Raw genomic sequence first — 12,488 nt, 5'->3', positions numbered from 1 at the left:
GCATTGGAGGAGAATGTGAATTAGCCGCGGGTGGACTACGGCTGGCTGACCAGCTCGGTCGCGGTCTCAGTCGTTTGGACGCCGAGGGCGTCGAAGATCGGCTTAGGATAGATTCCGAAGAAGAAGATCGCCGCGATGAGAACGGTGATGAATGCCTTGGTCAGCGGAGTGACGGTGATGGAGTCTTCCGATCCTTCAAGCCAGAACACGTTGCGCAGCACCTTCAGGTAGTAGTAGAAGCCGGAGGCCGCGCCGAGGACAGCGAAGCCGAGAAGCACCCATGCGCTGGCGCTGACTGTGCCCATGATGATGAGGAACTTGCCGATGAAGCCGGCTGTGCCAGGGACGCCAGCGAGGCTGGAAACGGCCACAACCAATGCGAAGGCGAGGAATGGCGAGCGCTTGGCCAATCCGTTGAAGGCGACCAGTTCGTCGCTGCCGGTTTTGACGCGTACGATGGCGAGCACTGCAAAGGCGAGGAAGGTCATGAGCAGGTAAGCACCGAGGTAGAAGCCGAGTACGGTCAATGGGGTGCCGGCGACGAGACCGAGCAGGAGGAATCCGGCATGAGCGATCGACGAGTAAGCAAGCAGGCGCTTGAAGTTTGATTGTCCGAGTGCTGCCAGGTTTCCGACCAGCAGAGTGGCGGCGGTCATAACCGCGAGGATGAGGAGAATGGTCTCGGTAAGCTCACCACGGCCGAGGAATGGCTGGACGAAGCGCCACAGGACGATGAATCCTGCAGCCTTCGATCCGACGGAAAGGAATCCGGTGATCGGGGTTGGCGCACCCTGGTACACGTCTGGAATCCAGACCTGCATTGGGACGGCACCGACTTTGAAGCCTAGCGAGATGAGAACGAGTGCGACACCAAAGAGCAGGGCTGAGGAAGACGACCAGGTCGCCCATTGCTCCGGGCCGGCATTGGTAAGAACCTCAAGCGACAGTGTACCGGTGGCACCGAAGACCCAAGCCATACCGAAGACTAGGACGCCGGTGGAGAGGGCACCGAGGATGAGGTATTTTACCCCGGCCTCAAGAGAACCGACGTTGCGGCGCATCGATGAGACCATGACGTAGAAGGTGATGGTCACGGTTTCGAGTGCGACGAACATGGTGATCAGGTCCTTGGCGGAGGCCATCCACATGAGGCCGGCGCAGGCAAAGATCGGGAGGCTGAAGAATTCAGCGATGCCTCCCTGACTGGTGCGCTCGCTGTCCGAGGCTCCATTGATGCCTTGCTTGAGCACAGGCAGGAAGTCGAGGCCGAGCAGAACGACGCAGAACGTAGTCAGAATGGCGATGCCTTTGAAGAAGAGTGCTGCGGCGTCTACGTGGTAGTAGTTGGCAAAGACGTCGCTCTGGACGGGATTGCGGTCGATGGCAAAGAGCAAACCAAAGGCAACGAGCAATCCGGCGGCGGCGAGTTTGCCGATGAACGATTTGTCACGAAGTGGGACAAATGCCTCGACAAGCAAGAGCACGAGACCGAATCCGAGGAGGAGAAATTCGAGGTAGTGGGCTGGCATGGTTGGAATTGGGAAAATAGAGTGACCTGAGGGGATGTGTGGATCCGAGACGGCTACCTTAGTTGAGGTACTGGAGGATGATGTTCGGGAAGAAGCCGACCACGAGCAGGGCGGCGGCGAGCATGCCGAGTGGCAGTTTTTCATCGAGGGTGAGGCGACCATCGACTTCGAGTCCGCCTTTTGGTTCCTCGCCCATGAAGATCGAGCGGTACGAGCGGAGCATGTAGACCGCGGAGATCACGACGCCCCAGAAGGCGGCGATTGCAGCCCATTGCAGGTTGCCGAGTTCGGTCAGTGTGGATCCGTCGTAAACGCCAGCGAAGGCAGCGACAAAGATGGCAACTTCACCGGCGAAGTTGGCGAATCCTGGAAGGCCGATGGATGCGAAAGCCGCGAGACCGAAGAGGAAGCCGAGCGACGGCATCTTCTTGGCGAGACCACCGAGGGTGTCGTGCTCAAGGCGACCGGTGCGCTCCTCGATCTTACCGGCGAGCGCGAAGAGAAGGGCAATCGAAACACCGTGGGCGAACATGAGAAGCACCGCGCCGTTGGTGGCGATTGGGTTTGGTCCCTTGTCAGAGATCAGGGCAGCGATGCCGAGGAAGATGTAGCCCATGTGCATCACTGACGAGTTGCCAAGCATCAGGTCGAGGCGGCGCTGGGCAACGGTGACCAAGCCGACGTAGAGGATGTTGCAGAGCAGCAGGACGAGCAGGACGTTGGTCCACTCGGCCATGCCCTCAGGAAGGAGAGGGACGGCGAGGCGGATGAGGCCGTAAAGACCGAACTTCTTCAACACACCGGCGTGGAGCATCGAGACCGAAGTCGGTGCAGCGGCGTAGGCTGGTGCCGCCCACGAGTGGAATGGAAAGAGCGAAACCAAGGTGCCGAAGCCAACGAGGAGCAGAGCGGCGATCCACTTCTGAGTTGATGGATCGATCTGGGAGCCCATGCTGAGCAAGTGGCTCATGGAGAAGGTGAGTCCGCCGTCGGAGCCGCCGCTGTTGAGCACCAACGCAACGATGCCGGCGAGGAGCACGAGCGAGCCGAGAGCGAGGTAGAGTGTGATGGTCCAGGCGACGCGCTTTGGATTTTCACCGCGCCCGCAGAGGCCGATCATGAGGAAGGTCGGAATCAACGCCAGTTCGTGGAAGGCGTAGAAGAAGAAGACGTCGGTCGAGAGGAAAGCACCGAGACCACCAGCTGCAATCAGCAAAGACGAGATGTAGTGCAGGCGCTCGTTGGCGATCTGAGGCTTGATGCTCCAAAGTGCGGCGAGCGTCACGATGACGGTGAGCAGCACCATGATGAGGCTCATTCCGTCCACGCCAAAGGCGAGGGAGATCTCAGGCGACTGGAGAACCAGCAGGCTTGAGGTGAACTGGAAGTCACCGGTGCCTTGGCTTTGGTCGAAGTTGAAGCACAGGACGGCGGTCAGTGCGACGTTGGCAATCGCCGCGAGGAGTGCGGTGTTGCGCGCCGGGGCACGGAGACCGATCGCGATCGCTGCGAGGATCGGAAGTAGGAGGATGATGACTGGGATAGCGGACATCTTGGAATGGATGGTGCGGTGAAAAGTGCGGGACGGGCGCTGCGGCTTGGGTTAGTTCAGCGCGATGTAGATGATGACGATGGCGCCAACGCCGAGCATGAGGGCGTAGGCCTGAAGGTTGCCGGACTGGATGCGGCGGAAGAAGAGACCGGCACCCGAGCAAAGACCAGCGGCTCCGCGGACGATTGCGCCACCGATGACGAAGCGGTCGATCACGTTGGCAACAAAGGCGACGAGGTCCTGGCCGAGGCGAACGACCCAGGCGTAGATTTCGTCGATGTAGAATTTGTTGCGGAAGAGTGGGATCGAGATCGGATCCTTGTCCTTGCCTTTGTAGAGGACTGTGGCTGCGATGAGACCGAGCACGAGCGTCGTGATCGAGGCGATCAATGCAAGGCTGCCTTCGGCAACTTCTGCAGGGTGGTCACCCCAGTGAAGCTTCGAGTGGAAAGCCTCTGGCATGAACTTGGCACCGAAGAATCCGAAACCGGCAATCACCGAGAGTACGGCAAGAACGAGCAGCGGAAGCAGCATGGTAGGGCCGACTTCTTTGGCTTCTTCCGCACCGTGGGCGCGGGCTTTGCCAAAGAAAGTGACGATCACCAGGCGGGTCATGTAGAAGGTGGTCAGGAAGGCGACGAAGACTGCGATCCAGAACAATGCAGGGTTGGCGTCCTCGGCGGCGTGAAGGATGGCCTCCTTCGACCAGAATCCGGACATGCCAGGAACCGCGATCAGTGCGAGCGTACCGATGATGAAGGTAATTGCGGTGAGCGGCATCTTCTTGAACAGCCCGCCCATCTTCCAGATGTCCTGCTCGTGGTGGCAGGCGTAGATCACAGCACCGGAGCCGAGGAAGAGGAGCGCCTTGAAGAAGGCGTGGGTAAAGAGGTGGAACATACCAGCGTATCCGGCAAGCAGACCCACGGCCATCACCATGTAACCGAGCTGGGAAAGGGTGGAGTAGGCGAGTACGCGCTTGATGTCGCTCTGCTGCGTGGCCATGAGTGCGGCGAGCAGTGCGGTGATACCACCGATCCAGGCGATCACGTTGGCCGCGCATGCATCGGACTCGATAAGGAACGAAACGCGGACCAGCATGTAGACACCGGCGGCAACCATGGTGGCTGCGTGGATGAGCGCGGAGACTGGGGTTGGGCCTTCCATCGCGTCTGGCAGCCAGACGTGGAGTGGAAGCTGGGCCGACTTACCGACGGCGCCGCAGAAGATGCCGAGCACGGCGAGGGTGAGGAGGCCGCCGGCGATTGGTGCGTTGGCACCTGCGAATGCGGCTTCGATTCCTGTGAAGCTGACGGTTCCGGTTGCACCGAAGAGAATGAGGATACCGGCCATGAAGCCGAAGTCACCGATACGGTTGGTGAGGAATGCTTTCTTCGAGGCCTCGGCTGCCGAGTTCTTTTCGAACCAGTGGCCGATCAGGATGTACGAGCTGACACCCACGAGCTCCCAGAAGATGAACATCATCAGGAAGTTGTCCGAGAGCACGATGCCGGTCATTGAGAACATGAAGAGCGAAAGCCCGGCGAAGTAGCGCGACTTGCCTGCGTCGTCCTTCATGTACCCAAGCGAGAAGAGGTGAACGAGCAAGCCGATGGTGGTGACGACGAACATCATGCCGACCGCGAGTTGGTCGACGGTGACTCCGAGGTCGATCGAGAACGAGCCTGCTTCGAACCACTTGAGTGGTTTGATTTCAGCGAGCGATTCGGCGCCCAGGTTTGTGAGCAACATCAGGTTGATGCCGAAGGTAGCGGCGACCGATGCAGTGCCGATGTAGGCGCTGAGGTTGGCGGCTTTTTTGAAGACGAACCGGATCAACGCCGCGCTGACGAGCGGGAGCAGAAGTAGGAGCCAGGGAAGGAGGGAAAGTTCCATATCAGGATGGTGCGTGGATGAGTCTTTCGATTTGGGAGGTGAGCGGGTGTCGGCAGGTGCTTAGCCCTTCATCGATTGGATGTCGTCGGTGTGGATGCTTTGCTTGGCGCGGTAGAGCGCCACGATGATGGCGAGACCGACGGCGACTTCGGCTGCGGCTACGGTGATGATGAAGAAGACCAGCGTTTGGGCGTCCAAGTTTGGCAGGCCCTGGGTTCCGTTGAAGCGCGAGAACGCAACGAGTGTGATGTTGGCCGCGGTAAGCATCATCTCCAGGCACATGAAGACGACGATGATGTTGCGGCGAACGAAGACACCAAGGAATCCGATGGTGAAAAGAAGACCGGAGGCGATCAGGTAGTTGGCTAAGGTCATCGTGAAAGGAGTGGGATGAAAATCTGGAATGAACGGAGTGGCCTTCGCGGCGTGGTTAGGAAAGCTTCTTCTTCGAGAGGAGCACGACGCCGACAGTCGAGGTCAGCAAGAGCACGCCAACCATCTGCAGGTGGAAGTTGTATTTGGTGAAGATCGCCTCACCGATAAGCTGGACGTCCGGCAGACTGCCTTCGGCGAGTTCTTCGGCGATGCGGTCGCCATCGATGGCGTCGGTACCGCGGGCTTCGGTGCGGGCAACGAGTGCCTGCTGGTGGTCGATGTCAGCAAGAGGCTCGCTGGCGCCCGGGATGTCCCCGACGACCGAGAGCAGTTGGCCGAGGAAGATCAAGGCGATGAAGATACCACCGCCGACTGCACCGAGGTTGACCTTGCGCTTCTCTTCCACATTCACGTCGAGCAACATGATGATGAAGAGGAAAAGCACCATCACCGCACCTGCATAGACGAGGATCTGGATGATGCCGATGAAGAAGGCACTGAGAAGAATGAACAATCCGGCAACTCCGACGAACGAAAGCACCAGGCAAAGCGCGCTGCTGATCGGGTTGCGGTTGACGATCACACCAATCGCGCTGCCAAGCATGATCGCGGTGAAGACGTAGAAGAGAAGAGATTCCATTGGAGTAGCGAGTAGGTAGTAGGAAGTGGGGAGGGGAACTAGCTGCGGGCCCGAATGCTTTTAATGAGCCCGATGATCAGTCGTTTTGCTTCTGTAGCTTGTTCTTGGAGGTGAGAGGTGTCGGCGAATTGGAGGTCGTGTGCGAGCAGGAGTTGGTAGCGGACTTCTTCAGCGGAGGCTTCGGCGATGTTATAGAATCTGATTTTCTCAGTGGGGGAGAAGCGATTGAAGCCTTCGGCGATGTTGGATGCGATGGAGACGGCCGCGCGGCGGATTTGTGAAGTGAGTCCGTAGGTCTCAGAGGAGGGGAATGATTGTGTGATCTTGTAGATCTCGAGTACGAGAGCGTGGGCTTTTTGCCAGGCCATGAGGTCTTCGAATGATCTGGCGCTCTCCATCAGGGATTCCCTTCCTACAACCTACTGCCTACCTGCTACTTGAGCTCATTCCATTTGTTCACGAGGCCGACGCGTTTGCCTCCGATTTCGTAAAGTTTCTCTTTGTCGTGGACCATCTCTTCGCGGGAGAGGCCGGTGATGGCGTAGTCTTTGCGCAGGAAGATAGCCTGTTCCGGGCAGACTTCTTCGCACATGCCGCAGTAGATGCAGCGGATCATGTCGATTTCGAATTCCTTCGGGCGCTTTTCAACTTTCGACCATTTTTCATCCGCCGGGATTTCCTCGGGCTCGATCTTGATTGCCTTTGGTGGGCAGATGAACTCGCACAGCTGGCACGAGACGCAGCGCTCACGGCCTACTTCGTCGGTCACCAGGGCAGGTGCACCGCGGAAGTACTCGGGAAGGTGGTCGTCCCACTTTTCTTCCGGGTACTGCATGGTGGTTCCGAGGCGTCCGGCGTTGAGTTGTTCTTTGCCGGTGGTCTTGCCGCGGAACGATCGCTTGGCGTGGGCGAGGGTGAGTTTCAGACCTTTGAGCACCGTTGGGAGGTAGATCTTCTCCCAAAAGGTAAGTTTAGGACGTTTGACTGTGACGGTTGCCATAGTGAGTCAGGTGAAATGGGTGGGGATGACAGTGCGGCCGGATTAGTTACGGAAGAGCATCTTGATGCCCGCTGCGATGAAGATGTTGACCAGGGCGAGTTCGAAGAAGATCACCCAGCCGAGCTTCATCAGTTGGTCGTAGCGGAAACGTGGGACGGTCCAGCGGATGGCGATGAAGAAGAGGATGAAGCAGATGACTTTGGCGAGGAACACACCGACGTGTGCCAGACCAAGCCACCATGGGCTGGCGCCACCGTTGGCTTCCATGATGCTTTGGTCCCAGCCGAATGGAAGAGACCAGCCACCGAAGAAGAGGGTGACGATCAAGCCCGATCCGACGATCATAGCGGCGTACTCACCGAGGAAGAAGAGCGCGAACTTCATCGAGCTGTACTCGGTGTGGTAACCAGCAACGAGCTCGGTTTCGCACTCCGGAAGGTCGAATGGCGTACGGTTGGTCTCAGCGAAGATCGAAACGGTGAAGATGATGAAGGCGATCATGGCCGGAACCCACAGTGCCCATGCTTCCAACGATGTGGAAAAGCCTTCGTGGTTCCACAGCACTGGGAAGAGCAGCCAGCCGTTCTCGGACTGGTAGCGCACGATGTCGTTGAGATTGAGTTCGCCCATGATGAGGAGAACCGGGATCAACGAAAGTCCCATCGAGATCTCGTAGGAGATCATCTGGGCGCTCGAACGCACGCCGCCGAGGAATGGGTATTTCGAGTTCGACGACCAGCCGGCCAATACGATGCCGTAGACCGAGAGCGAGGCGATGGCGAAGATGAAGAGCGGGCCGACGTTGATGTCCGCGATCACCAGCTTGATCGGCTCTTCCAGCCATGGAACAGCGACCTCACTGCCGAATGGAATCACCGCCACGGTAATCAGGGCAGGCACCATGACCAATGCCGGGGCGAGCCAGAAGTAGAACTTTCGGACGTGGCCCGGTGTGAAGTCTTCTTTGAGAACGAACTTCAAGCCGTCGGCGATCGGCTGCAGCAGGCCGAATGGACCGGTGCGGTTAGGGCCGACTCGGTCTTGCATCGCGGCTGCCACGCGGCGCTCGGCATACACCGAGTAGGCGACGAGGAGCAGCACCAGGGCAAAGGTAAAGCCGAAGATCTTTGCCAGCGTGATGAGGATGGAGAGTAGGGTGGGATCCATTGGTTGGAAGGGAGTGAGGAAATGCTGTCGTTAGTGGGCTTGCGGGCTGGAGCGGTTAGCCAACGATTTCGCCGCGGGAGACGCGGTCTTGTTCGCGTTTGAGGATAGGAATCTCCACGCCGGTCTCATAGAGCTGGATGCCCTGGTCGCCGATCTTGCCGAGCGACAGATCTTTGAGGAGTTCGAGTTCCGTGCTCATGGCTTTGAAAACATCCTCGATGAGGTAGAGGCCGTTGTCCTTGCCGCCGAGAGCTTTGGTCAAATCGCGCAGGATCTCCCAATCTTCGAGCGCCTGACCCGGTGCCTGCACCGCTTGGTTCAGTCGCTGGATGCGGCCGGTGACGTTGATCATCGAGCCACGCTTCTCAAGCGAGTGTGCACCTGGCAGCACGACGTCTGCGAGTTGAGCGGTCGCGTTGGCGTGGGTGTGGCTGGCGACAATGAACTTGGCAGCAGAGAGCTCATCTTCGGTGAAGCCTGCATCTTCCAGCACGTCTTCGCCGAGAACGATGAGGGCTTTGATCTTTCCGCTCTGCAATCCCTCGCGGATGGTGGCAAGCGTGGTGCCCGGTGATTCAAGACCGAGTACTTGCTTGGTTCCTTCCGTGTTCGGGTTGCGGTCGGCGGAGATCATGATGTTGTCCGGCTCACCAACGCGTGGAACCACGTCGCACACGACGGTGTCGAGTGCGCCGCAAAGGTCAGCCACGAGGAAGAGTTCCTCATTGGTCATGCGCGCCGATGCGATAACGGCAACCTCCTCGCCTGAGAATGGCTTGAGTCCTGCGGCTGCAGTTGCGATTGCATCCTGCCAGCTGGTCTCCACGTGTTTGTCCTCTTCTTTCACCAACGGGTGGGTGAGGCGTGCTTCCGATGCAACCGCGTGGAAGCTCATGCGATGGCTGTCTGGCATCCAAGAGGAGTTGACCTCGTTGTTTTCGCGTGGGGTCACGCGGTGGATGGTGTTCGAGCGTGCGCCGACGGTAATGTTGACGCCGGTTCCGCACGAGGTGTCGATGGTCTTGGTTTCCTTGAGGAACCAGACGCGCATCTGGAAGCGGAAGTCGTTCGAGGTGAGTGCGCCAACCGGGCAAAGGTCTGCGGTGTTGAGCGAGTAGTTGTGGTCGAGGCGGCGCTCAGGGTGAATGGTGAGGGTGGTGTGGGTTCCGCGGTCGGTGAACCCAAGCACCGGATCATCCGCGACTTCGTCCATGAAGCGGATACAGCGGCTGCACATGATGCAGCGCTCGTCGTCGAGGCGGATGCGTGGTCCGATGTCGACGTTCTTAGGTTTCTTGACCTTGCTTTCCTTGAATCGTGATTCGCCGCGGCCGTGCTCGACCGAGAACTCCTGCAGGCGGCATTCACCAGCCTGGTCACAGATCGGGCAGTCCAGAGGGTGGTTGATGAGCAAGAACTCCATCACCCCGTTGCGGACTTCCTCGACGAGCTCGCCGCCGGTGCGGATGCCCATGTTCTCGGCAACCGTGTTGGCACAAGCAATCACCGGACGTGGCATCCAGCCGATGTTCTGGTAGCCGTCTTCGTCGTACTCCGGATCCTGTCCCGGTGCGAGACGCGGAGGCATGCCCATCTGCACGAGGCACATACGGCAGTTGCCCGGAGACGAAAGCTTCGGGTGGTAGCAGTAATGAGGGACTTCCACGCCTACCGATTTGCAGGCCTCGATCATGCGGGTGCCGCGTGGGAACTGATGCCAGACTCCGTTGATCTGGACGTTCACCTTGCCATCGCGCGCCGCGATGTCTTTCGGTAGTTCTTTGGTTTCAGCTGGAGCGTCGCTCATGGTGAAAGAAATGCGAGAGTTGGAAAATTGGGTTGCCAGTGCTTGTTAAGCTGGCGGTTACTTCTTGAGGAACTGGCGCTGGGCGAGGGCCTCAGGGGTGGAAATGGCGGCGTTCTCTTCCTTGGTTTCGGCGAGCAGCTCATCGCGGAACTTGGCGATGATCGCTTCTACCGGCCAGGACGAGGCTTCACCGAAGGCACAAATGGTTTTGCCGTCGATCTGATAGGCGACCGACTCCAGAGTGGCGACGTCTTCCGGTGCGGCTTCTCCGGAGACGATGCGGTCGGAGAGTTTGCGCATCCAGGTCGAGCCCTCGCGGCATGGTGTGCACTGACCACAGCTTTCGTGTCCGTAGAAGTGGTTCAGGTTGTTGAGCACCCACGACATCTTGCGCGAGTCATCGAGGACGATCACACCACCGGAGCCGGCCATCGAGCCGCAGGCGGCCAAGGTGTCGAAATCGAGAGGGATGTCCCAGAACGAGAGGTCCTCGTCGCCGTCCTTGCCTTTGATCTTGAACGACTCGTCACAGCGCAGGATCTTCGACGACGATCCGCCAGGGATCACCGCCTTGAACTCGCGGCCGTCCTTTGGTCCGCCGCACATATCGTAGAGCAGTTCACGCATGGTGACCTTGCCCACCTGGATCTCAAAGTAGCCAGGCTTCTTCACGTCGCCGGAGACACCGACGATGCGGGTGCCGGTGTTGCGAGGCACACCCAGCTTGGCGTACTCGTCGCCGCCCATCTCGATGATGTGCTTCACGTGGCAGAGTGATTCCACGTTGTTGACGATGGTCGGGCACATGTAGAGTCCGAGAGCCGCTGGGAAGTATGGTGGCTTGATCCGTGGGTACGGGCGCTTGCCTTCGAGCGACTCGATGAGTCCGGTCTCTTCACCACAGATGTAGGCACCAGCGCCACGGTGGACGTAGATTTCCAAATCGAAGCCGGATCCGAGGATGTCTTTGCCGATGAAGCCCTTTTCACGTGCTTCTTCGATGGCGGCTTCCATGATCTTGGCCGCTTCCGGGAACTCTTCGCGCATGTAGATGTAGGCGGTGTGTGCGCCTACTGCGAAGCTGGAAATCACCATGCCCTCAAGCAACTGGTGTGGATCCTGGTGGACGATGTAGCGGTCCTTGAATGTACCGGGCTCGGATTCGTCGCAGTTACAGATCAGGTAAACCGGCTTGGTGTTGTTTGGTGGAATGAACGTCCACTTGAGGCCGGTAGGGAAGCCTGCGCCGCCACGGCCGCGGAGGCCGGAGGTCTTGACCTCGTTGGTGATCTCGGACGGCTCCATCTTCAGGGCCTTCTCGAGCATCTTGTAGCCACCGTCATTGATGTAGGTGGCGATCGATGGGTCCCATCCTTCGCGGTCGACGTTTTTGAAGATCAGTCGGTGTTCGCGTGGATCAGGTTCCTTGCCGGCGAGGTAAGTGATTTGGCTCATGGTTTACAAGCGGGTATCAGTGGGTGGTTCGGGCGGGTTTGCGTTCCAGCGGGAAGTATCCTCACTGATTGTCGTTCTTGTACTGCTTGAGGAGATCGGCCGCCTTGTCGTCGGTGATCGCCTCGTGGAAATCGTCGTTGACCATGCAGACTGGTGCGGTTCCGCAGGAGGCGAGGCACTCGGCAAACTCGACGCTGAAGTTGCCACACGGGCTCACCGCGATCGGGTTGGAATGGCTGGTCTTGCTGCGGTCGATGCCGGTGAGTTCACAGAGCTTGTCCATCAGCTCGTAGCTGCCGCCCATCGCGCAGGAAAGGGTGCGGCAAACTCGGATGTGGAACTTGCCAGGAGCCTCCTGACGGAAGCCCGGATAGAAGGTCACCACTTCAAGAACCTTGATCGGTTCCAAGTCGAGCTTGGCTGCCACCCACTTCACCGCTGGCTCGGAGATGAATCCAAAGTGGTGCTGGATCAAGTGCAACAACGGCAACACGGCCGATCGCTTGTTCTCAGGGTAATGGGTGATGCGCTTGTCCGCTTCCGCCTCAAGTTCGGCGGGTACGGAGAAATTTTCACAGTCTGACATGGGATCGGTAGGGAAGTTGGCGGGTGACGGGGAAAGGTCTTGTTTTAGACAGGATTAACATGAGGAACATGATTGACTAAATCCTGTGCTTAAGAATGAGGGCGATAGGTGCGGTGCTTTCGTTTGAACTGAAGGCTGCTGCTTCCGAAGTTGATGAGTAGGCCGACTTCGATGTTGGTTGCCGTGAGGTAGTTTACGAGCTGTACCTCATGAGCTGGGTGAAGAGTCTCAATGGCTTTTAGTTCAACGATAATTCGGTTTTCAACGAGGAGGTCTGCTTTGAATTCGCCGACGACAATACCGTCGTACACGACGGAGATGGCATCTTCTTGGATGGACTGTATTCCGGACGTTCGAAGTTCGTGGCAGAGTGCATTTGAGTAAACGCTTTCCAAGAATCCCGGGCCGAGTGTCCGGTGCACTTTCATGGCGCATCCGATAATTTTCTCGGTAAGGAGGTCGTTCACTCGTTGAAGTTTCT

General features: G+C 58.4%; 12 protein-coding genes. All 12 read right to left on the bottom strand.

Annotated elements, in window-relative coordinates; all coding sequences use genetic code 11:
- Nucleotides 1-35: 35 nt before the first annotated feature.
- Nucleotides 36-1,529 carry an NADH-quinone oxidoreductase subunit N gene (locus tag G3M56_RS10235; RefSeq protein ID WP_164362289.1) on the bottom strand — a complete coding sequence of 498 codons (1,494 nt, stop codon included), beginning with the start codon at nucleotides 1,527-1,529 and terminating at the stop codon, nucleotides 36-38.
- A 58-nt stretch (nucleotides 1,530-1,587) separates the two neighbouring features.
- Nucleotides 1,588-3,081, bottom strand: coding sequence for a complex I subunit 4 family protein (locus G3M56_RS10230; protein ID WP_164362291.1), 1,494 nt, complete (start codon nucleotides 3,079-3,081; stop codon nucleotides 1,588-1,590).
- A gap of 51 nt (nucleotides 3,082-3,132) precedes the next feature.
- The gene (nuoL, locus tag G3M56_RS10225; protein ID WP_164362293.1) at nucleotides 3,133-4,977 is read right to left on the bottom strand and encodes an NADH-quinone oxidoreductase subunit L; all 1,845 of its coding nucleotides are present in this window, start codon (nucleotides 4,975-4,977) and stop codon (nucleotides 3,133-3,135) included.
- A 60-nt stretch (nucleotides 4,978-5,037) separates the two neighbouring features.
- Nucleotides 5,038-5,352 carry an NADH-quinone oxidoreductase subunit NuoK gene (gene nuoK, locus G3M56_RS10220; RefSeq protein WP_164362295.1) on the bottom strand — a complete coding sequence of 105 codons (315 nt, stop codon included), beginning with the start codon at nucleotides 5,350-5,352 and terminating at the stop codon, nucleotides 5,038-5,040.
- A 55-nt stretch (nucleotides 5,353-5,407) separates the two neighbouring features.
- On the bottom strand, nucleotides 5,408-5,992 hold the full coding sequence (locus G3M56_RS10215) for an NADH-quinone oxidoreductase subunit J family protein (protein WP_164362297.1): 585 nt from the start codon (nucleotides 5,990-5,992) through the stop codon (nucleotides 5,408-5,410).
- A 38-nt stretch (nucleotides 5,993-6,030) separates the two neighbouring features.
- A complete protein-coding gene (locus G3M56_RS10210) occupies nucleotides 6,031-6,390 on the bottom strand; it encodes a four helix bundle protein (RefSeq protein ID WP_164362299.1) in 360 nt (119 codons plus the stop codon).
- A gap of 35 nt (nucleotides 6,391-6,425) precedes the next feature.
- Complete coding sequence (locus G3M56_RS10205; RefSeq protein ID WP_164362302.1) at nucleotides 6,426-6,992, bottom strand: NuoI/complex I 23 kDa subunit family protein; 567 nt, start codon at nucleotides 6,990-6,992, stop codon at nucleotides 6,426-6,428.
- A 42-nt stretch (nucleotides 6,993-7,034) separates the two neighbouring features.
- Nucleotides 7,035-8,159, bottom strand: a complete 1,125-nt coding sequence (gene nuoH / locus G3M56_RS10200; RefSeq protein WP_164362304.1) for an NADH-quinone oxidoreductase subunit NuoH — start codon at nucleotides 8,157-8,159, stop codon at nucleotides 7,035-7,037.
- A gap of 55 nt (nucleotides 8,160-8,214) precedes the next feature.
- Nucleotides 8,215-9,966 carry an NADH-quinone oxidoreductase subunit G gene (locus tag G3M56_RS10195; RefSeq protein ID WP_164362306.1) on the bottom strand — a complete coding sequence of 584 codons (1,752 nt, stop codon included), beginning with the start codon at nucleotides 9,964-9,966 and terminating at the stop codon, nucleotides 8,215-8,217.
- Nucleotides 9,967-10,023: 57 nt separating this feature from the next.
- Entirely contained in the window at nucleotides 10,024-11,421 is a 1,398-nt protein-coding gene (gene nuoF / locus G3M56_RS10190; RefSeq protein ID WP_164362309.1) for an NADH-quinone oxidoreductase subunit NuoF, read from the bottom strand.
- A 61-nt stretch (nucleotides 11,422-11,482) separates the two neighbouring features.
- Nucleotides 11,483-12,007 carry an NADH-quinone oxidoreductase subunit NuoE family protein gene (locus tag G3M56_RS10185; protein WP_164362311.1) on the bottom strand — a complete coding sequence of 175 codons (525 nt, stop codon included), beginning with the start codon at nucleotides 12,005-12,007 and terminating at the stop codon, nucleotides 11,483-11,485.
- Between the two features lie 89 nt (nucleotides 12,008-12,096).
- Complete coding sequence (locus G3M56_RS10180; protein WP_235203383.1) at nucleotides 12,097-12,474, bottom strand: GxxExxY protein; 378 nt, start codon at nucleotides 12,472-12,474, stop codon at nucleotides 12,097-12,099.
- Nucleotides 12,475-12,488: the final 14 nt, after the last annotated feature.

The sequence above is a fragment of the Sulfuriroseicoccus oceanibius genome, assembly GCF_010681825.2.
GTDB classification, from domain to species: Bacteria; Verrucomicrobiota; Verrucomicrobiia; order Verrucomicrobiales; family SLCJ01; genus Sulfuriroseicoccus; species Sulfuriroseicoccus oceanibius.
Note: the sequence above shows the minus strand (reverse complement) of the source record. Positions and strands in the feature narration are given on the sequence as shown.